Raw genomic sequence first — 20,142 nt, forward strand, 5'->3', positions numbered from 1 at the left:
GGCGGCGCCTTCGGGAGGAGGCCGCCCCGGAAGGGGGCCGCCCCGGAAGGGGGCCGCCTCCGGGGAAGGGCTCCGGAAACGGCTCCGAAGGCTCCCCCTAGAAGGGGTCGAACTCGTCGTACTCCTTCTGCGCGTCGTCGCGTTCGGCCTCGCGGTCCCGACGGCGCTGGGCGGCCGGGCGCGGCTCCTCCAGGCGGTGGTCCTCGCCCCGGCGGCCGAGCATCTCGGCGCCGGCCTGCACGGTCGGCTCCCAGTCGAAGACGACCGCGTTGTCCTCGGAACCGATCGCGACGCCGTCGCCGGCCCGGGCCCCGGCCTTCATCAAGGCCGCCTCGACGCCGAGGCGGTTGAGCCGGTCGGCGAGGTAGCCGACGGCCTCGTCGTTGTTGAAGTCGGTCTGGCGCACCCAGCGCTCGGGCTTCTCGCCGCGCACCCGGTAGAGGTCCTCGCCCTCGGCGGTGACCGTGAAGCCGGCGTCGTCGACGGCCTTGGGGCGGATGACGATGCGCGTCGCCTCCTCCTTCGGCTTGGTGGCGCGCGCCTCGGCGATGATCCCGGCGAGCGCGAAGGAGAGCTCCTTGAGCCCCTTGTGCGCGATCGCGGAGACCTCGAAGACGCGGTAGCCGCGGGCCTCCAGGTCCGGGCGGATCATGTCGGCGAGGTCCTGGCCGTCCGGGATGTCGACCTTGTTGAGGGCGACGATGCGGGGCCGGTTCTCCAGGCCGCCGTAGAGCCTCAGCTCCTCCTCGATCATGTCGAGGTCGGAGACGGGGTCGCGGTCGGACTCCAGGGTCGCGGTGTCCAGGACGTGCACGAGCACCGAGCAGCGCTCCACGTGCCGCAGGAACTCCAGGCCGAGGCCCTTGCCCTGGCTGGCGCCGGGGATGAGGCCGGGGACGTCCGCGATGGTGTAGACGGTGGACCCGGCGGTGACGACGCCCAGGTTCGGCACGAGGGTGGTGAACGGGTAGTCCGCGATCTTCGGCTTGGCCGCCGAGAGCACCGAGATCAGCGAGGACTTGCCGGCGCTCGGGTAGCCGACGAGCGCCACGTCGGCGACGGTCTTGAGCTCCAGGACGATGTCCCGGCTCTCCCCCGGCTCGCCGAGCAGTGCGAAGCCCGGGGCCTTGCGGCGGGCCGAGGCCAGCGCCGCGTTGCCGAGGCCGCCGCGGCCGCCCTGGCCGGCCACGAAGGTGGTGCCCTGGCCGACGAGGTCGGCGAGGACGTTCCCGGCCTTGTCGAGCACCACGGTGCCGTCCGGCACGGGCAGGACCAGGTCCTGGCCGTCCTTGCCGGAACGGTTGTCGCCGGCGCCGGGCTGGCCGTTGGTGGCCTTGCGGTGGGGGTGGTGGTGGTAGTCGAGCAGGGTGGTCACGGCCTGCTCGACGACGAGGATCACATCGCCGCCCCGTCCGCCGTTGCCCCCGTCGGGGCCTCCCAGCGGCTTGAACTTCTCACGGTGTACGGAGGCGCAGCCGTGGCCCCCGTTACCCGCGGCGGCATGCAGCTCGACGCGGTCCACGAAGGTGGTCATGGTCAGGGCCTCCAGGTACAGCGGAAAAAGCGGAATTGTCTCTGTCGTAACACGCCGAGGGCGGACCCGCTTCCCCGTTCACCGGGAAAGCCGCGATCCGCCCTCGGAAGGTGCTGTGTCGTTCTGCGCGCGCCGGGAAGAACTCAGACGGCGAGCGGAACGATGTTCACGACCTTGCGGCCGCGGTGCGTGCCGAACTCCACCGCACCGGCGGCGAGCGCGAACAGCGTGTCGTCGCCGCCACGGCCGACGCCCGTGCCCGGGTGGAAGTGGGTGCCGCGCTGGCGGACCAGGATCTCACCGGCGTTGACGGCCTGGCCGCCGAAGCGCTTCACGCCGAGCCGCTGAGCATTGGAGTCGCGCCCGTTCCGAGTGGAAGATGCGCCCTTCTTGTGTGCCATGTGTTCTCAGTCCCTTACTTCGCAGCCGCGGGGATACCGGTGACCTTGATCGCCGTGTACTGCTGGCGGTGACCCTGGCGACGGCGGTAGCCGGTCTTGTTCTTGTAGCGAAGGATGTCGATCTTCGCGCCCTTGTGGTGGTCCACGACCTCGGCCGTGACCTTGATGCCGTCGAGCACCCACGGGTCGCTGGTGACCGCGTCACCGTCGACAACGAGCAGGGTCGAGAGCTCGACCGTGTCGCCAACCTTGGCAGTGGAAATCTTGTCAACCTCAACGATGTCGCCGACAGCAACCTTGTGCTGGCGACCACCGCTGCGCACGATGGCGTACACGCGGATCTCTCTCTCGCTCGGAACGGAACCCCTGATGCCAGCCGCCCGCACGGGCCGGGGCCCGGGTCGATCCGGAAGGATGAGCGGCCTCTCCTGACGGACGGCGCGAACACCGACCGTGACCGGGAGGGATGTGCTCAGGGGTGGGTGCGTCGAAGAAACACACCGAGGGTCAAGGTTACGGGGCGGGGGTGTGGGGGTCAAACCGGGGTGCGGGCGGACGGCGGGCCCGCGCCCGGGGACCGGGCGGACCTCCCCCGTATGCTTTCCGGGCGCATCAGCTCTCCGAAAGGCATGCCGTGAACTACAGGGTCCAGCCCACCGCCCAGGTCGACGAGACCGCCGAGATCGGGGCCGGCTCCAGCGTCTGGGAGCTGGCGCAGATCCGCGAGGGGGCCAGGCTCGGCGAGGGCTGCGTCGTCGGCCGCGGCGCGTACGTCGGCACCGGTGTGCGCATCGGCGACAACGTGAAGCTGCAGAACTACGCCCTCGTGTACGAGCCCGCCGAGCTCGGCGACGGTGTCTTCGTCGGCCCCGCGGTCGTCCTCACCAACGACCACAACCCGCGCTCGGTCGACCCGGACGGCAAGCAGAAGCGCGGCGGCGACTGGGAGGCGGTCGGCGTGAAGGTCGCCGAGGGGGCCTCGCTCGGCGCCCGCTCGGTCTGCGTCGCCCCGGTCCGTATCGGCCGGTGGGCCATGGTCGCGGCCGGCGCGGTAGTCACCAAGGACGTCCCCGACTTCGCCCTGGTGGTCGGCGTGCCGGCCCGGCAGATCGGCTGGGTCGGCCGCAGCGGTGTCCGGCTGGTCGAGCGCGAGGGCGAGCCGGGGGCGTGGGAGTGCCCGCAGAGCGGAGCGCGGTACGAGGAGAAGGACGGGATGCTCGTCGAAGCGGCCGTGTAGGGCGCGCAGACTTGGTCGCCTCTTGATCTCGGTTCGGGATCTCGATCCGGGTCCTCCCGCCGTGGGGGCCCGCTGGTGCTCTCCCGGCTCGTGCACCGCTACGTCGAACGGCCTTCCGTGCGATGGCCGCGCACGAAGCTCCGGCACCTCCCCGCCGAACGCGTCAGGGCCCCGTACCGGTTTCCGGTTCGGGGCCCTGAGGTCTCCGGGGCTCAGGCGCGGGCGTCGGCCTTGGGCTCCGAGGACGCCGCGGGCACCCTGGCGCGGTCCGGCAGCAGGCGGCTGTAGATGCCGTCGAGGATCTCCGCCTGCGCCTCCCAGGTCCACTTCTCCAGCAGGCCCGGCGTGTCATAGGCGGCGCGGTAGCGCTCGGGGTCGGCCAGCACGGCCTTCACCGCCCGCACGTAGTCCTCGGTGTCCTGGGCGCGGAAGACCTCACCCTGGCCCGTCGACCTGACCATCTCGGACATCGTGCGGATATCGCTGACGACCTGCGGAAGCCGTGCCTGCGAGTACTCGAAGAACTTGTTGCTGAGCGCCAGTTCGTGGTTGGCGAGGTGGTGCAGCGGGCTGACGGCCGCGTCGGCCGGCGCCACGAACTCGGCGACCTGCCAGTGCGGGACGAACGGCAGGAAGTGCACCCGGTCGCCGACCCCGAGCTCGGCGACGAGCTTGCGGATCGTGGCCGTCGCCGCATACGGCTTGCCCGGCGGTACGGAGACCATCGCGACGTGCACGTCCGGCATCCGGGTCAGGCCCTCGATGATCGTCTCCACGCCGCGGACGGGGTTGATGCCACCGACGTACGCGAGCAGCGGGGTGTCCGGGCCCACACCGCACAGTTCCCGCAGGTCCGGTACGGGGTCCGCCCCCGCCACCTCGTCCGCGCCCGGCGAGATCACCGGAGCGTTCAGCACGACCGTGGGCAGCTCGGTGAGCTGGTGGCCCTCCTTCAGCAGCTCCGCGAGGGCCGGGGAGACCGTGACCACCGCGTCGGCGAACACGGCGTGCTCCTTCTCCCACGCCACGTGGGCGGGCAGCCACCGTCCGTGCCGCGGGGGCAGGCCCGGGACGTACTCGTGGGCGTCCCAGACGAGCTTCACGGGCCGTCCGGCCGCCCGTGCGCGCACAGCGGCCCGGGCGCCGACGCCGAGCATCTTGAAGTCGTGGGCGTGGATGAGGTCGGGCTTCAGGGCGTCGATGTGCTTGGCGAAGGCCAGCTCGAAGTCCCACAGGTTCGGCATCAGGCGGCGCCAGGAGCGCTGCCCCATCAGCTTCTGCCACAGGGCGGTCGCACACCGGTCGAGAGGGGCGTCCAGCATCGACCGGCGTTCCTGCAGATTCGTCGTCTCACGGGCGCGCAGCGCGACCCACTTGCCGTAGATCCTGGAACTCACCCGCGGCACCAGGAGCCGCCCCTTGGATCCACTCGCGCTGCGGCCCGGGTGCCCGGCCGCCGCCGCCTTCGCGGCCGCCTGCCGGAAGCTCAGGTCCGAGCGCCACGCCTTGACCGCCTGCACCCGGTAACGCGCCACCTGGGGCGACCGGTAGGCGAGCGGGCGGCGCGGGAAGGGGCGGCGCAGGTCGTGCCGGCGCGGCCTGAGGGGGTTGGGCTTGGGGATCAGGCGCACCTCGGCGTCGCCGATCTTCCAGGAGTGCTTCTCGCTGTTCGGGGAGACTCCGAAGAGCACGACGTCCCAACCGGCGTCCGCCGCGGACCTGGCCGCCTTCTGGACCCGGGAATCGCCTTTGACCCCGTTGTCCACGAGCATGACCACTCGTCCCCGGGACTTGTGCCGCGTGGTGCTGTCGGGCTCCATGTACGCGCCTTTCCTGATAGCCGCCGTCACGGCCTTCTCCCCGCCGCAGACATACCGCAGCCAGCGAGCATACCGGCCGCGCGGCACCCTGCGGTGCCCCTGCCCCGCAAGGCCCCACGTACCATCGGGAGCGGCCCGCAACGGGCCCGGCAAGCCTCCAAGGAGTAGAACAACGTGAAGGTCCTCAGCGTCGTCGGAGCACGGCCGCAGCTCGTGAAACTCGCCCCCATCGCCGCGGCCTTCGCCGGGACGCCCCATCAGCACGTCATCGTGCACACCGGCCAGCACTACGACGCCGATCTGTCCGACGTGTTCTTCGACGGGCTGGGCATCCCGGCGCCGGACGTCCACCTCGGGGTGGGCTCCGGAAGCCACGGAGTGCAGACCGGGGCGGTGCTCGCCGCCATGGACAAGGTCCTGGAGGACGAGCGTCCGGACTGGGTCCTGGTCTACGGGGACACCAACTCCACCGTCGCCGGAGCACTGTCCGCGGTGAAGATGCACCTGCCGGTCGCCCACCTCGAAGCCGGGCTGCGCTCCTTCAACCGCCGGATGCCCGAGGAGCACAACCGGGTCCTCACCGACCACTGTGCCGATCTGCTGCTGGCCCCCACCGAGGAGGCCATGCGCCACCTGGCGGCCGAGGGGCTGGCGGAGCGGTCCCGGCTCGCGGGCGATGTGATGGTCGACATCTGCCTGCGCATCCGTGACGCGGTGGCCGCCGGGGAACACCCCGCGCCGGCGCTGCCCGAGGGCATCGACCCGTCGAAGCCGTTCCTCCTCGCCACGCTCCACCGGCCGGACAACACCGACGATCCGGAGCGGCTCTCGGCCATCCTGGCGTCACTGGCCGCCCTGCCCGTGCCGGTGGCTCTGCTCGCCCACCCCCGGCTGGTGGCACGCGCCGAGGAGCACGGCATCAAGCTGGCGCAGGGCAACCTGCATGTCGGCCGTCCGCTGCCGTACGCCGGTCTGGTCGCCGCGGTGGTGGCGTCGGCCGGCGTCGTCACCGACTCGGGCGGTCTGCAGAAGGAAGCGTTCCTGCTCGGCCGTGCTTGCACGACGATCCGTCCCGAGACGGAGTGGGTCGAGACCCTGGAGGGCGGCTGGAACGTCCTCGTGCCGGACCCGCACGCGATGCCGTCGGACGAGTTCGCGGCGCTGGCCACCCGTCCGGCTCCGCGGACCGTACGGGGCGCCCCGTACGGCGAGGGCACTGCGGCCGTACGGGTCGTGGAACTGATGGAGCAGGCGCTCCGCGGCTGACCCCGCCCCGTTCCGTGAACAGGAGAACTCCCCGGCCGAGGCGGCCGGGGAGTTCTCCTGTTCACTGGGGGCCGGACGCGGTTCCTCTCCCCGGGCGCGTCCCGCCGGAGACGCCCTAACGGGTCAGGAAGGCGTCCAGCGCACGTGCCGTGGCGGTGCCGTCGTGGTACTTCCGCGCGAACGCCGCCGACTCGACGCCGAGCCGCGCCGTGCCCTCGCGGTCGGCGAGCAGGGCCTCCATGACGGAGTCCAGCGTCTCCGGGGTCGCGTTGACGATCGGCGGAGTCACCCCGCACGCGGCGATCGACTCCTTGTCGAGGTACGCGACGACGGGCTTGCCGGCGGCCATGCCCTCGCAGGCGAACGTGCCGTAGGTACCGATGGCGAACTGGTCGATGATGATGTCCGCCTCCATCACCATCTCCCGGACGGTGTTCCAGGAGACCTGCTCCGCCAGCCGGAAATCGATCCGGCCGCGGTCGTGGAGGTCCTGGAGCACCGGCAGCACCCGGTCGGTGCCCTTGGTCCAGCGTGCCGAGGGGGCGTGCAGGACCACCGGGCGCTCGCGCTCCATGACCGGCCGGTCGCAGGCCCAGGCGTCGACGTCGACGACGAGCGGCGCCCAGGTCGCCATCGGCAGGTCGAGCAGCAGATCGGGCGTCGTGACGAAGACCGGAAGACCGCTCTCACGTGCGATGCGACGATTCTGCTCCGCGATGGCGGCGAGCTTCTCCTCGTAGCCTTCGGGCGCGTCGAGGAAGAGGGAGTACGGGTTGCGCTGCCGGTGAAGCGCGGGGTCGCGGACCTCGCTGCCGTGGGCGAGCAGCGCGACCTTCACCTTTCCCTTGCGGAGCGCGGGCAGGTCGCCCTCGATGCTGTCGCCGTTGAGCCCGCCGAAGACGGGGCGGAAGGCGTCGGCGATGAGGTGCGTGTAGCGCGGCAGGATCCGCTGCACCTGTTCGAGCTGGACGTCGAGGTTCTTGAGGGTCTTGCCGTCGACGTAGACGTCGGCGGGGTAGTCGTGGGTCCGCGCCGTGCGGTGCTTCACCACTTCCGCCGAGACGTCGGCGCGCTGACGGGTGACGGCCTGGGCGAAGGCGGCGAGCTGCCCGGCGTAGTTGGCCGGGGCGAGGCCGAGCTTGATCGGGGTCTTGCCGAGCGGGGTCCAGCCTCGCTCCAGCTCCGCGCGCGGCTGCTCGTCCGCGTCGGCGGCGGTGACCGCGCGTTCGACGGCCTCCCAGGAGAACCCCGGCTCGGCGGGGGGCGGGGTGAGACCCGAGATGTCGCTGTAGAGCGCCATCAGGCCCTCGCACTGATGCTCCCAGGAGAGCTCGGTGAGGATGTCCTCGCTGATGTGCCCCTTCATGTCCGCGATGTGCGCGAAACCGCGCGTGACGGCCTCGGCGAACGAGTCCGCGTCGCCGGAGACGAACACCTGGCCGACCCCGTGCTCGCGCACGAACGCGCTGAGGGTCTGCACGTCGCTGGCGATGATCGGCAGTCCCGCGTGCAGGTACTCGGCCGTCTTGGTCGGCAGCGACAGCTCGTAGTTGATCGTCCGCTGGGAGCAGATCAGTCCCAGGTCGGCGGTGGAGAGGTAATCCGCCACCTCGTGCTGGGCCACGTAGGGCACCACATGGATCCGGTCCCGTACGCCGGTCTCCTCGGCCAGGGCGAGCAGCCTCACCAGCTCCGGGCTGCGCTTTCCGGCGACGATCGCGAGGTGGTGGCCGGGCAGCTGGGCCAGGCCCTCCACGGCGGTGCCGAGGCCGCGTTCGGAGGAGATCCACCCGGAGTACACCATCAGCGGGACATCGTCGCCCAGACCGCAGGCCTGGCGGACCGACACCCGTCCGCCGGCTCCCCCGATCGTCTCGCGGATCGGGGTGTTGCGAACCACCAGAGGCGTCTTGGCCAGGCCGTAATCCTTGCGGATGACCTCGGCGATCTCCGGGGAGACCGTCACCACCGCGTCGGCCTTGGCGATGAACTCCTTCTCCACGGCGGGGAAGGCGCTGTCCATCCGCGGCTGGGGCCACTCGACCCCCGCGACGTACTCGTGGGCGTCGTAGAGCCAGGCGCACTTGCGTCCGCTCGCCCGCAGCCGTGCCGCGGCCATGGCCCCCACGTTGATCGCGGTGATGTCGTTGGCGTGGATGACGTCGGGCGCGAGCTTCTCGATGACGGGACCGAACGCGAGGTCGATGTCGAGCAGGGCCGGCCAGTCCTTGCGCCACTCGCCCGTGGGCTGCTGCTCGGGCTTGCGCCGCTCCTCCCACTTGTACGCCTTCATCCGCAGCTTGTGCGCGCTGCGCCGGGCACGCACCACTGCCTTGAGGCCCACCGCCGCCGGGACGGTGTAGGCCGGGGACTGGCTCAGCCACCCGATCCTGGCGGTCTTCTCCCGTACCCAGGTGCTGTGCGCGGCGCGCAACTGCTCCAGGGCGGCGCGGTCCTTGATACCGAACTGCGTCAGGTGGGCGCGGGCGGTCCCCTGACCGGCACGGGCCGCCACACGACGCTTGATGTGCGAAGAGACCGGTACCCGAACGACCTTGACCGGTCCGAACCAGGAACGTTCCGTGTGCTTGGACGAGCTGCGACCGATGAGAGTGACGTCCCACCCGGCGCGCGCCGCGGCGAGCGCCGTCTTCTGCACCCGGGAGTCCCCAGTGATGCCGTTGGCGACGATGACGGCAAGTTTGGGGCGGGCTACAGATGTTGACATGCTTCAATCCTTACACGACAAAAGCTCTATTCCGGACATATCATTTCAACCACCGATGACCACGCGGCGCACGCCCGCCCAGTTGGCCGGGTCCGTGGTGCGGCGGCCGTCGACCAGGACGCGGACGTCCGGGAGGTCGGCGGCGGACAGCTCGCGGTACTCGGCGTGGTCGGCCTGGAGGATCGCGGCGGTGACGGCCTGGTGGCCGTCGTGCGGGACGAGACCCAGGGCGGTCAGCTCCTCGGGGGTGTACATCGGGTCCGAGACGAACGGCACCGCGCCGCGCGCCTTCAGGGCCTCGACGACGCCGAAGACGCCGGAGAACGCGGTCTCCTTGACGCCGCCGCGGTAGGCCGCGCCCAGCACCAGGACCCCGACGCCGTCCAGGTCGCCGTAGGCGGCGGCCAGCAGGTCGACGGCGTAGGCGGGCATCGCGGCGTTGGCCTCGCGGGCCGAGCGCACGACGGTCGCCTCCGGGTCGTTCCACAGGTACATCCGCGGGTAGATCGGGATGCAGTGGCCGCCGACGGCGATGCCGGGCTGGTGGATGTGGCTGTAGGGCTGGCTGTTGCAGGCCTCGATGACCTTCTTGACGTCGATGTCGTTCTGGTCGGCGAACCGGGCGAACTGGTTGGCCAGGCCGATGTTGACGTCGCGGTAGGTGGTCTCGGCGAGCTTCGCCAGCTCGGACGCCTCCGCCGTGCCGAGGTCCCAGACGCCGTTGGGGCGGGGCAGGTCCTCGCGCTCGTCGAAGTCGAGCACGGACTCGTAGAAGGCGACGCCGGCCGCGGCGGACGCCTCGTCGATGCCGCCGACGAGCTTGGGGTAGCGGCGCAGGTCGGCGAAGACCCGGCCGGTGAGCACCCGCTCCGGCGAGAAGACCAGGTGGAAGTCCTCGCCGGGGGTCAGGCCGGAGCCCTCGGCCAGCATCGGCGCCCAGCGCGTACGGGTGGTGCCCACCGGCAGCGTGGTCTCGTAGCTGACCAGCGTGCCGGGCTTCAGGCCCGCCGCGATGGCCCGGGTGGCGGCGTCCATCCACCCGAAGTCCGGGGTTCCCTCGGCGTCCACGAAGAGCGGGACGACGACCACGACGGCGTCGGACGCGGCGACCGCGGCCGTGGTGTCCGTCGTGGCGGAGAGCAGACCGGCGCCGACGGTCTCCTTGAGCTTCACGTCGAGGTCGTGCTCGCCGGGGAACGGCTCGGTGGCCGCGTTGACGAGTTCGACGACCCTCTCGTTGACGTCCGCGCCGATGACCCGGTGGCCCTTGGCGGCGAACTGCACGGCGAGCGGAAGCCCGATCTTGCCGAGCGCGACTACACAGATGTTCATCGGGTTACTTCCTCTTCGACCTTGACAGCGTTCGGCGCAGCCGCGCGCCCACGCTGGGCTTCGGTTCCCACAAGGGGGCCGTCGTGATCACGAGTCGCCCCTTGGAGTTGGGGCGCGCCGCCACCCGGTAGGGGGTACGGCTGCCCCAACGACGCGCCAACGGCATCGGCAGGCCCTCGGTGCGGACGGGGATCTCGTACGTGGAGCCGGCGACGTCGACGTGGACGCGCACGCCGCGCTTGGCCCGGACCGGCTCGATCGGGATGCGGGCGCTCAGCAGGGTGCCCGTGCCGTCCTCGGCGGGCTCCCGGGCGAACTCTCCGACCGCCTTCGGGCGCGCGGCGTCCGCGGGCAGCTTGCGGGCACCGGCCTTGTCGGCGGTCTTCGGCATGGCGCCCTGCGCGAGGACGACCACGGCCGACGACGTGTCGCCGACGACACCGAGTCGCAGTTCCAGGGCGAGGGTGAGCTGCTCGCCGCTCTGCTCCCACCGCGCCGACTCCAGCGTGGTGCCGGACGCGAGTCTGCCCGCGACCGTCTCGCGGGCCTCGTACCAGCGCTCGTCCAGGCCGACCGCCGGATCCCGGAAGCCCGGGTAGGCGGCGAAGGCCCTCCGACCCTCCAGCAGGAAGGGCGGGGGCCCGTGCTCGTCCTCCTCCGCGATGGCGCGGGTCAGCTCCTCGACCGCGCCGCTGCGGGCGAGGCCGAAGCGCACCCGGCGCTTGACGCCGGTGCGGTCCCGCAGGCCGTCGGTGAAGTACGCGTCCACCAGCGCGCCGACGCCCTCGCACACCTCGCGGCGGGTGTCGGCGTCGAGCAGGGGGAAGTCCTCCTGCAGGAGCTTGGTCAGCTCCCAGTCGAAATGCCGCTTGAACACAGCGTCGCGCCGCGTACCGGCGGGGATCAGCGCGGCCGTGTGCTCCATGATCCGCTGGACGCAGCGGAGCCGGGCCAGGTGGTCCGCCCGGTAGGTGATGTTGCTGGCGTCGCCGCGCTTGACCGCGTAGTAGCAGGTGTAGTCGGAGATCACGGAGATCTTCCGGGCCCGGACGCACGCCTCGATGGTGAACGGCTGGTCGCTGCCGACCGGCATGTCCTCGGGGAAGCGGAGCTTGTGCTTCTCCACCAGCTCCCGGCGGAACAGTTTGGTGTTGGCCAGCGTGAAGGGAAGCGCGGGGTCGTCGAGGGTGACGTCCCGGTTCCCGGTGTACAGCTTCTGGTGGACGTAGCGCCCGTTGGTGCCGACCATCTTGCCGATGACCACGTCGGACCCGTTGGCGTCGGCGCAGGCGACCATCCGCTCCAGCGCCTCCTCGCCGAGGTGGTCGTCGGAGCCGATGAAGTAGACGTAACGGCCGGTCGCCAGCTCCAGCGCGCGGTTGCTGGGAGCGGCCGGACCGCCGGAGTTCGCCTGGTGAAGGACCTTGACCGTGCCGGGGTACAGCTCCGCGAACCGGTCCAGTTCCTTGCCGCTGTCGTCCGTGGACCCGTCGTCCACGGCGATGACCTCGAGCCGCTCCTTGCCGATGCTCTGCCCCACGAGCGAGTTCAGGCACTCGGTGAGATAGGGCATGGTGTTGTACACGGCGACGACGACGGTGACCGCCGGCTCGGTCAACTGGCCACCTCCGCGGCGAGGAGGTCCTCGTCCTGCAACGGGACCGAGAGTCCGGTGGACGCCGAACGCAGCACCGCCGCCGCCACCTCGACGGTGCGCAGCCCCTGCCGCAGGGTGCAGATGTCGGCGGGCAGGCCCCGTACCGCGTCGCGGAACAGTTCGTGCTCGACGAGCAGCGGCTCGCGCTTGGGAATGGCGTAGCGGACCATGTCGCCCTCGGAGACCCCGCGGAAGGCGCGCAGCGCCTCCCATTCGGTGGTGACCGCGGCGTTGGAGTGGAAGGTGAGGTCGGCGGTGAGGGTGTCGGCGATGAAGCAGCCGCGCTCGCCGGTGACCGAGGTGAACCGCTCCTTGAGCGGGCTCAGCCAGTTGACCAGGTGGTTGACCATGGTGCCGTCGGAGAGCTGGCCCACCGCGGAGACCATGTCCTCGTGCGGGCGGCCCGACTTGGAGACGGTGTGCGCGGCGATCGAGGTGTACGCCTGGCCGGTGACCCAGCCCGTCAGGTCGATGTCGTGCGTGGCGAGGTCCTTGACCACGCCGACGTCCGCGATCCGGTGCGGGAAGGGGCCCTGGCGGCGGGTGACGACCTGGTAGACGTCGCCCAGCTCGCCGGCCTCCAGGCGGGCGCGGAGCGAGAGGAGGGCCGGGTTGCAGCGCTCGATGTGGCCGACGCCGGCCACCAGGCCGCGCGACTCGAAGGCGTCGACGAGGCGGCGGGCGCCCTCGACGGTGTCCGCGAGCGGCTTCTCGATCAGGGCGCAGATCCCGGCGTCGGCGAGCTGGAGGCCGACCTCCTCGTGCAGCGCGGTCGGGCAGGCGACGACGGCGTAGTCGATGCCGAGGGCGATCAGCTCCTCGACGGTGGACAGGACGGGGGCGCCCTGGGCCCAGCCGTTCTTGTCGCCCATCGGGTCGACGACGCCGACCAGCTCGACGCCCTCCAGGCCGGCGAGGACCCGGGCGTGGTGGCGGCCCATGGAACCGAGGCCGACGAGACCGGCTTTCAGTACGGCGCTCACAGGCTCTCCCCCAGGGAGTTCACGGCGGTCACGATGCGCGCCAGGTCGCCCTCGGTGAGCGAGGGGTGGACGGGCAGCGAGACGACCTCGGCGGCGGCCTTCTCGGTCTCGGGCAGGTCCCAGGTGCGGCCCGCCTTCTGGTCCGGCTCCCAGTAGGGCTTGAGCCGGTGGATCGGCGTCGGGTAGTAGACCGCGTTGCCGACGCCCGCCTCGGTGAGCCGGGCCATCGCGGCGTCCCGGTCACCCTGGATGCGCACGGTGTACTGGTGGTAGATGTGCCGGGCGCCCTCGGCCACCGGCGGCGTGATGACGTTCGGCGCGGTGATGTGGGCGTCGAGGTACGCGGCGTTGGCGCGGCGCTGCTCGGTCCAGCCCTCCAGCTTGGCGAGCTGTACGCGGCCGACGGCGGCGGACACGTCGGTCATCCGCATGTTGGCGCCGACGATCTCGTTGGCGTACCGCTGCTCCATGCCCTGGTTGCGCAGCAGGCGCAGGGTGCGGGCCAGTTCGGCGTCGGCCGTGCTGACCATGCCGCCCTCGAGCGAGTGCATGTTCTTGGTCGGGTAGAAGCTGAAGGTGCCGCCCGCGCCGAAGGCGCCGACCGGGGTGCCGTTCAGCGCGGCGGCGTGGGCCTGGCAGGCGTCCTCGACGACGGCGAGCTTGTGCTTCTCCGCGATGGGCATGAGCTTGTCCATCGCGGCGGGGTGGCCGTAGAGGTGGACGGGCATGATCGCGGCGGTGCGCGGCGTGATCGCGGCTTCGACCGCCGCCGGGTCGAGGCCGAAGCTGCCCGGCTCGATGTCGGCGAACACGACGTCGGCGCCGACGAGGCGGACCGCGTTCGCGGAGGCGGCGAAGGAGAAGGAGGGGACGATCACCTCGTCGCCCGGACCGATGCCCAGGGCGAGAAGGAGCAGGTGGAGGGCCGAGGTGCCCGAGTTGACGGCGACGCAGTGCCGGCCGTCGACCAGGCGCGAGAAGCCCTCCTCGAAAGCCGCGACCTCGGGGCCCTGCACGACGCGGCCGCTGCGCAGCACGCGCACCGCGGCCTCGATCTCGTCTTCCCCGATGACCGGACGGGCAGCAGGGATCGGCTGCTCGTTGATGCTCGTCATGGACGTCCTCCTTGAACACCGCAAGAGCTCGTTACCAGGCAGAGCTTTGAGGTGCGGGACGTCTTACCGAGGTCGCGCGAAACCCCACCGGCGCGATGCCGACGCCCTGCCGAGGAATGGCGGCCCGGTCGTGTCACCGGGCCTGTCACCAACCGTAGTTCCCGTGGAGCACATCCACCGGCATGGCAACCGCCGTCACATTATCAGGGATTTCTCGACCCATTTCGGGCCGGTTAACCAACGCTTGCATCAGTTCCGAAACAAAACAGGCGTCCCGCCCCCATGTGCTCGGAGCGGGACGCCTGAAAACGAACAACCGGTCACGGATGTGTCAGCCGGCCGACGACTCGCCCTCCCCGGAAGACGCGGGAGCCGTCACGGACGGCGACGACTGCTGCTCGGCGGCGACGGTCTTCTTCGTCGTCTTCTTCGCGGCGGTCTTCGTCGTCGTCTTCTTGGCGGTGGTCTTCTTGGCCGCCGTCTTCTTGGCCGCCGCCTTCTTGGCCGGGGCCTTCTTGGCGGCCGTCTTGCGGGCCGCCTTCTTCGCCGGGGCGGCTTCCTCGGATTCGGACTCCGCCGTTCCGCTTCCCGGCGTTCCCTCGGAGACCGGGACCTCGGAAACCGGGGCTCCGGAAGCCGGGGCCTTCGCCTCGGAGGCCGAGTCGACCACGACGATCGCCGCGTCGGCCGATCCGGTGGGCGAACCCGCCGGAGCGGTGACCTTGCGGGTCACCCGGCGCCGGGCACGCGGCGGGGCGGCCACGGGGGCCTCGGCCTCGGGGGCCTCCTCCGCCGGAGCCTCGGATGCCTCCGGAGCCTCGGACGCGGCCGGTGCGTCGGACGCCGTCGGAGCCGGAACCTCGGCGGCCGGCGGCTCGACCACCGGGTCCTCGACCGCGACCGGGTCCGCAGCGGGCTCGGCCGGCTGAAGCGGCTCCGCCGCCTCGGCCTGCTTCGGCGCGCCCGCCGGGGCGGTCGCCTTGCGGGTGGCCCGCCGACGCGTACGGCCCTGGGGCGCGGCCTCGGCCGGGACCTCGGCAGCGGGCGCTTCCGCGGCCGGGGTCTCGGCCACGGGGGCTTCGACGGCCGGAGCCTCGGCGGGCGTGTCGCGGACCGGCTCGGTGGCGGGGGCCTCGGCAGCCGCCTCGGCCTTCGGGGCGCCGACCGGGGCGGACGCCCTGCGGGAGGCACGGCGGCGGCCACGGCCGCGCGTGGCGGCCGCCTCCGCCTCGGCGGGGCTGCCGTAGAACTCGTCGTCCTCCCCGACCGCGGGCTCCACGGCCACCGGGGCGGCGACCTCGGCGGCCAGCTCGGCCTCCGTCTCGGTCTCCACGGGCTCGGCGGACGCGTGGTCCTCGGCGCCGTGGTCGTGACCGTGCTCGTGGTCCTGGCCCGCACCACCGCGGCGCTTCTTGGACTTCTTGCCGCCGCCACCGCCGCCGACGGACGTCGGCTGCTCCATGTGGACGATGACACCGCGCCCGTTGCAGTGGACGCAGGTCTCGGAGAAGGACTCCAGGAGCCCCTGGCCCACCCGCTTGCGGGTCATCTGGACCAGGCCGAGCGAGGTGACCTCGGCGACCTGGTGCTTGGTGCGGTCACGGCCCAGGCACTCCAGGAGCCGGCGCAGGACCAGGTCCCGGTTGGACTCCAGCACCATGTCGATGAAGTCGACGACGACGATGCCGCCGAGGTCGCGCAGCCGCAGCTGGCGCACGATCTCCTCGGCCGCCTCCAGGTTGTTCCTGGTGACGGTCTCCTCCAGGTTGCCGCCCTGGCCGGTGAACTTGCCGGTGTTGACGTCGACGACGACCATCGCCTCGGTCTTGTCGATCACCAGCGAACCGCCGCTGGGCAGGTAGACCTTGCGGTCCAGCGCCTTCATCAGCTGCTCGTCGATGCGGTACGTCGCGAAGACGTCGACCTCGGAGGTCCAGCGGGAGAGCCGATCGGTGAGGTCGGGCGCGACGTGCGAGACGTACCCGTGAATGGTCTCCCATGCCTCGTCGCCGCTGACGATGACCTTGGAGAAGTCCTCGTTGAAGATGTCGCGGACCACCCGGACGGTCATGTCCGGCTCGCCGTAGAGCAGCGTGGGTGCGTTGGAGGAGCTGGTGCCCTTGGCCTTCTTCTGGATCTCCTCCCACTGCTGCTGGAGCCGCTCGACGTCACGGCGCAGCTCGTCCTCGCTCGCGCCCTCGGCGGCGGTGCGCACGATGACGCCCGCGTCCTCGGGAACGATCTTCTTGAGGATCGTCTTCAGGCGGGAGCGCTCGGTGTCGGGCAGCTTGCGGCTGATCCCGGTCATCGAGCCTTCGGGCACGTACACCAGGTAGCGGCCGGGCAGCGAGACCTGGCTGGTCAGCCGCGCGCCCTTGTGGCCGATCGGGTCCTTGGTGACCTGGACCAGGACCGACTGGCCGGACTTGAGGGCGGTCTCGATGCGGCGCGGCCCGTGGGCCATGCCGAGCGCCTCGAAGTTGACCTCCCCGGCGTACAGGACGGCGTTGCGGCCCTTGCCGATGTCGACGAAGGCGGCCTCCATGGACGGCAGCACGTTCTGGACCTTGCCCAGGTAGACGTTGCCGACGTAGCTGGTGGACTGCTCCTTGTTGACGTAGTGCTCGACGAGCACGTTGTCCTCGAGGACGCCGATCTGGGTGCGCTCGCCGTTCTGGCGGACGACCATCACCCGCTCGACGGCCTCGCGGCGGGCGAGGAACTCCGCCTCGGTGATGATCGGAACCCGGCGGCGGCCCTGCTCGCGGCCCTCGCGGCGGCGCTGCTTCTTGGCCTCCATCCGGGTCGAGCCCTTGATGGACTGGACCTCGTCGAAGCCGGTGCCCGGCTCGCGCTCCTCCTTCTTGCGGGGCTCGCGGACCTTGACGACCGTGCGCTCCGGGTCGTCGGCGGTGCCGTGCTCGGCGTCGGCGACGGCGTCACCGCTGCGGCGGCGGCGACGGCGGCGACGGCGGGAGCTGCTGCTCGAACCGGAGGCCGAGGAGTCGTCGTCCTCGTCGTCCTCGTCGGCGGCCTCCTGGGTCCGGCCGCGGCCCCCGTCCTGCTCGTCCTCGGAGCGGGGCTCCTCGGCGCGGGGCTCGGCGGGCGCGTCGTCGGTGTGCTGCTCGTCGTCCAGGTCGTGGGCCTCACCGCGACGGCGGCGGCGGCCGCCCCGGCGACGGCGGCGCGAGGGGCGGTCGCCGTACTCGTCGGCGTCGTCGCCTTCGTGCTCCTCCGGCTCGGCCTCGGGGGCCTCGTCGGCGGGCGCCTCCACCGCAGCGGCGGGCTCGGCGGCCTGCTCGGCGGCGTCGGACTCGCCGCGGCGGCGGCGACGGCGGCGCGAGCCGCCCTGCGGCGCGGGCGCGGCGCTCTGCGCGGGCTCGACCGCGGGCTGTGCCTCGACCTCGTCGGCCTCGTCGGCCTCGTCGTACGCGGAGCCGGCGGCGGCAGCCGCGGCGGCGGCCGTCTCGGGGGTCTGGAACATCGGCTCGGCGAAGACCGGGGCCTGGAAGACGGCGACGGCGGGGCGCGTCGCCCGTCGGCTCTTCCGGGTCGGCTCCTCGGTCTTCGCGGTGAACTCGGGGCTGCCGGCGGTGGCGGTGGCCCGGCGACGGCGGCGTCCGCGCGGGGCGGCCTCCTCGACCTCGTCCACCTCGGCGGCGAGCTCCTCGGCGACGGCGGCGGGCAGGCTCTCGCCGGACTCGGCGGGCTCCTCCGCGACGGCGGCGGACTCGGCGGGCTCGGTCGGCTGCGGCGGACCGGCGGGCGCGGAGGCCTTGCGGGACGTCCTGCGGCGGGCGCGCGGGGCCGGGGCCTCTTCGGCGGTCTCGGCTTCGAGCGCCTCGGGCTCGGCGGCCTCGGCCTCGGCGGCCGGCTGCGGCTCGCTCACGGGCGCGGCGGCCTGCGGGGCGCCGGCCGGGGCGGAGGCGCGGCGGCGGGTACGGCCACGCGGGGCGGCCGGCTCGGCGGCGGGCGCGGCCTCCGCGACGGCGGGCTCGGGCTCGGCGGCCGGGGCGGCCTCCGCGACGGTGGGCTCCACCACGACGGCGGCCTCGGCGGACTGCGGAGCGCCGGCCGGGGAGGTGGCCTTGCGGGAGGCGCGGCGGCGGCGGGGCGCCGGGGCCTCGTCGGGGATCTCCACGGCGGCCACGGCCTCTTCCTCGGGGTCGGGCGCGGCGGCGTCCTCGGCCAGCGCCTCGACGGTCTCGGCGGCCTCCGGCGGACCGGCCGGAGCCGTCGCCTTGCGGACCGCACGGCGGCGGGTGCGCGGCGCGGGCGCGGCAGGCTCCTCGTCGGCGGCGGGCCGCACGGGGGCCTCCGCGGCGGGTGCGGGCTCGGCGGCCGCCGCGGGCGCCGGCTCGACGGGCTCCGCCTGCTGCGGGGCGCCGGCGGGGGCGGTGGACTTGCGCACGGCACGGCGGCGGGCGCGGGCGGGCGCGGCGGTTTCGGTGACCGTCTCCCCGGGCGTGTCGTCGGCTGCCGGGGCGGCGGTCTCAGCGGCCGGTATGGCCGGCGTGACGTCCTCGGCGGCGGGCGCGGCGCCGCCGGGCGGGCCGGCCGGGCGGGAGGCGGCGCGGCGCCTGCGGCGCGGCGGCAGCTTGTCGCCGGGGGTGTTCTCTTCGTTGTTCCCGGTCGTGCCGGGTTCGTTCGGCTGAGGCATGCGGGCGTTTCTCCCGTCGTGCTCCCGGGCGCCGCGTCGGATTCCGGTCCGGCCGGTCCGCAGTGGTGCGATACCGCCGTCCGGGGCGCGGGCGCCGCACGGGAGCTGATGTCTGGCTCGCCGGTTCCGTATGCGGTGTGCGTACGGCCTGGCGAAAGTCTTGTGGGTCAGTGCGCGGCCCGACCCAGGTGGCTCCCGAGTCGGAGGGCTGCGCTACGACGACCGCCTTACGCGGAACCTGCACCTTCCGGCGCCGTCGCGACGGCTGCCCCGGCGACCGCGGGATATGCGGTCGGGGCGGCCTCGCGGTCGGGCGCGAGCGGGTCGGTCACCGTGCCGGACTCCTCGTCGAAGAGCCCCTGCGCCAGCCTGGTCACCGCGGCGGGGACAGGCGGCGCCAGGTCGGCCACAGCTCGGAGACCGGACAGGACGTCGTCGGGTCGCACGGCAGGTGTCACGTGCCGCACAACCAGGCGCAGTATCGCACAGGGCCGCTCGCCCGGCCTATCGGCCGGAGCGTCCACGACCCGCAGGTCGGCGACGGCCGCGCGGGCGTCGAAGGTCCGGATGCCGTTCTTCGCCTTGCGCTGGACCTCGACGCTCCCGGCGGCGTTGAAGGCGGCCACCGCGGGGCGGGCGTCCTCGGCGTCGACGCCGTCGAGGCGCATCTCCCAGACGGAGGCGGTGAGCCGTTCGGCCAGGCCGGATGTCCGGGCCTCCACCGCGTCGACGATGTCGAGGCCGGTGGGCATCGAGGCGTCGAGCATGGCGCGCAGGGTGTCGGGGTCACGCGCCTCGGTGAGGGCGATCTCCAGGAACTCGGCCTCGCTGCCCGTGCCGGTGGGTGCGGCGTTGGCGTAGGAGACCTTGGGGTGCGGGGTGAAGCCCGCGGAGTACGCCATCGGCACCTCGGAGCGGCGCAGTGCCCGCTCGAAGGCCCGCTGGAAGTCTCGGTGACTGGTGAACCGGAGGCGGCCGCGCTTCGTGTAGCGCAAGCGGATGCGCTGCACTGCCGGTGCGGGCGGCGGGCCTTCGGGCTGTCGCTTGCCCAGTGGTTCTTCTCCTCGGTGCGGGGCGGGCGCGGTGGCGCGCCGCCCACGAGATTTCGGGTCGCCCCGGGGTGCCGCTCCGGCCCGCCCCCGCTCGACGAGTTTCTCGCCGCCCGGAGGGGTCTCGGTCGCCTGCGCCGCGCTGGGGACAGTCGGTGTACTACCCAGAGTACGCGCAGCGATCCCTCGCGGTTCCCCGGACCGTGCGGCGGCCGGGGAACCGGCGAGCGCCCGCCAGGCGTCGCGGCGCGCCCGCCGCACGGTTTCCCGTGCGCTCGCGAGGGCGGCGCGGGCGGCCCGGCCCGCTTCGACGGCGGCGCGTCGGGCCGGGGCCAGCAGGGCGGTGCCGATCCGGCGCAG

13 protein-coding genes are annotated in these 20,142 nt (G+C 72.6%); 2 read left to right on the forward strand and 11 right to left on the reverse strand.

Annotated elements, in window-relative coordinates; translation table 11 throughout:
• Positions 1–97 precede the first annotated feature (97 nt).
• The 3 genes from obgE to rplU all read right to left on the reverse strand — a co-directional run bounded on the left by obgE (position 98) and on the right by rplU (position 2,270).
• A complete protein-coding gene (obgE, locus tag AMK24_RS06510; protein WP_073765984.1) occupies positions 98–1,534 on the reverse strand; it encodes a GTPase ObgE in 1,437 nt (478 codons plus the stop codon).
• A gap of 143 nt (positions 1,535–1,677) precedes the next feature.
• A complete protein-coding gene (rpmA, locus tag AMK24_RS06515) occupies positions 1,678–1,935 on the reverse strand; it encodes a 50S ribosomal protein L27 (RefSeq protein ID WP_026291105.1) in 258 nt (85 codons plus the stop codon).
• 14 nt (positions 1,936–1,949) lie between these two features.
• Positions 1,950–2,270, reverse strand: a complete 321-nt coding sequence (gene rplU, locus AMK24_RS06520; RefSeq protein ID WP_018487143.1) for a 50S ribosomal protein L21 — start codon at positions 2,268–2,270, stop codon at positions 1,950–1,952.
• A gap of 299 nt (positions 2,271–2,569) precedes the next feature.
• Between rplU and AMK24_RS06525 the strand changes: the two genes are divergently transcribed.
• Positions 2,570–3,172, forward strand: coding sequence for an acyltransferase (locus tag AMK24_RS06525; RefSeq protein WP_073765986.1), 603 nt, complete (start codon positions 2,570–2,572; stop codon positions 3,170–3,172).
• Between the two features lie 212 nt (positions 3,173–3,384).
• Here AMK24_RS06525 and AMK24_RS06530 read toward each other — a convergent pair whose 3' ends face one another.
• On the reverse strand, positions 3,385–4,992 hold the full coding sequence (locus AMK24_RS06530) for a glycosyltransferase family 4 protein (RefSeq protein WP_073765988.1): 1,608 nt from the start codon (positions 4,990–4,992) through the stop codon (positions 3,385–3,387).
• 174 nt (positions 4,993–5,166) lie between these two features.
• On the opposite strand from AMK24_RS06530, the gene wecB reads away from it, so the two are divergent.
• A complete protein-coding gene (gene wecB, locus AMK24_RS06535; protein WP_073765990.1) occupies positions 5,167–6,258 on the forward strand; it encodes a non-hydrolyzing UDP-N-acetylglucosamine 2-epimerase in 1,092 nt (363 codons plus the stop codon).
• Between the two features lie 115 nt (positions 6,259–6,373).
• Here wecB and AMK24_RS06540 read toward each other — a convergent pair whose 3' ends face one another.
• The 7 genes from AMK24_RS06540 to AMK24_RS06570 all read right to left on the reverse strand — a co-directional run bounded on the left by AMK24_RS06540 (position 6,374) and on the right by AMK24_RS06570 (position 19,743).
• The gene (locus tag AMK24_RS06540; protein ID WP_073765992.1) at positions 6,374–8,986 is read right to left on the reverse strand and encodes a glycosyltransferase; all 2,613 of its coding nucleotides are present in this window, start codon (positions 8,984–8,986) and stop codon (positions 6,374–6,376) included.
• A 45-nt stretch (positions 8,987–9,031) separates the two neighbouring features.
• Entirely contained in the window at positions 9,032–10,318 is a 1,287-nt protein-coding gene (locus AMK24_RS06545; RefSeq protein ID WP_073765994.1) for a nucleotide sugar dehydrogenase, read from the reverse strand.
• 4 nt (positions 10,319–10,322) lie between these two features.
• Positions 10,323–11,936: a glycosyltransferase family 2 protein gene (locus tag AMK24_RS06550; protein WP_073765996.1), complete on the reverse strand. Its 1,614-nt coding sequence runs from the start codon at positions 11,934–11,936 to the stop codon at positions 10,323–10,325.
• Positions 11,933–12,958: a Gfo/Idh/MocA family protein gene (locus AMK24_RS06555; protein ID WP_073765998.1), complete on the reverse strand. Its 1,026-nt coding sequence runs from the start codon at positions 12,956–12,958 to the stop codon at positions 11,933–11,935. The genes AMK24_RS06550 and AMK24_RS06555 overlap by 4 nt, the downstream gene beginning before the upstream one ends.
• Positions 12,955–14,073: a DegT/DnrJ/EryC1/StrS family aminotransferase gene (locus AMK24_RS06560; protein WP_073766000.1), complete on the reverse strand. Its 1,119-nt coding sequence runs from the start codon at positions 14,071–14,073 to the stop codon at positions 12,955–12,957. Before AMK24_RS06560 ends, AMK24_RS06555 begins: the two co-directional genes overlap by 4 nt.
• Before the next feature lie 331 nt (positions 14,074–14,404).
• The gene (locus tag AMK24_RS06565; protein ID WP_073766002.1) at positions 14,405–18,733 is read right to left on the reverse strand and encodes an Rne/Rng family ribonuclease; all 4,329 of its coding nucleotides are present in this window, start codon (positions 18,731–18,733) and stop codon (positions 14,405–14,407) included.
• Between the two features lie 227 nt (positions 18,734–18,960).
• Positions 18,961–19,743: a TIGR03936 family radical SAM-associated protein gene (locus AMK24_RS06570; protein WP_073766004.1), complete on the reverse strand. Its 783-nt coding sequence runs from the start codon at positions 19,741–19,743 to the stop codon at positions 18,961–18,963.
• Positions 19,744–20,142 lie beyond the last annotated feature (399 nt).

Source organism: Streptomyces sp. CB02366 (assembly GCF_001905905.1).
In the GTDB taxonomy this organism is placed as follows: domain Bacteria; phylum Actinomycetota; class Actinomycetes; order Streptomycetales; family Streptomycetaceae; genus Streptomyces.

Coding starts and splice junctions, on each gene's coding strand:
- obgE (WP_073765984.1), bottom strand. CDS start 1,534: ATGACCACCTTCGTGGACCGCGTCGAGCTGCATGCCGCCGCGGGTAAC.
- rpmA (WP_026291105.1), bottom strand. CDS start 1,935: ATGGCACACAAGAAGGGCGCATCTTCCACTCGGAACGGGCGCGACTCC.
- AMK24_RS06530 (WP_073765988.1), bottom strand. CDS start 4,992: ATGGAGCCCGACAGCACCACGCGGCACAAGTCCCGGGGACGAGTGGTC.
- AMK24_RS06540 (WP_073765992.1), bottom strand. CDS start 8,986: ATGTCAACATCTGTAGCCCGCCCCAAACTTGCCGTCATCGTCGCCAAC.
- AMK24_RS06545 (WP_073765994.1), bottom strand. CDS start 10,318: ATGAACATCTGTGTAGTCGCGCTCGGCAAGATCGGGCTTCCGCTCGCC.
- AMK24_RS06560 (WP_073766000.1), bottom strand. CDS start 14,073: ATGACGAGCATCAACGAGCAGCCGATCCCTGCTGCCCGTCCGGTCATC.
- AMK24_RS06565 (WP_073766002.1), bottom strand. CDS start 18,733: ATGCCTCAGCCGAACGAACCCGGCACGACCGGGAACAACGAAGAGAAC.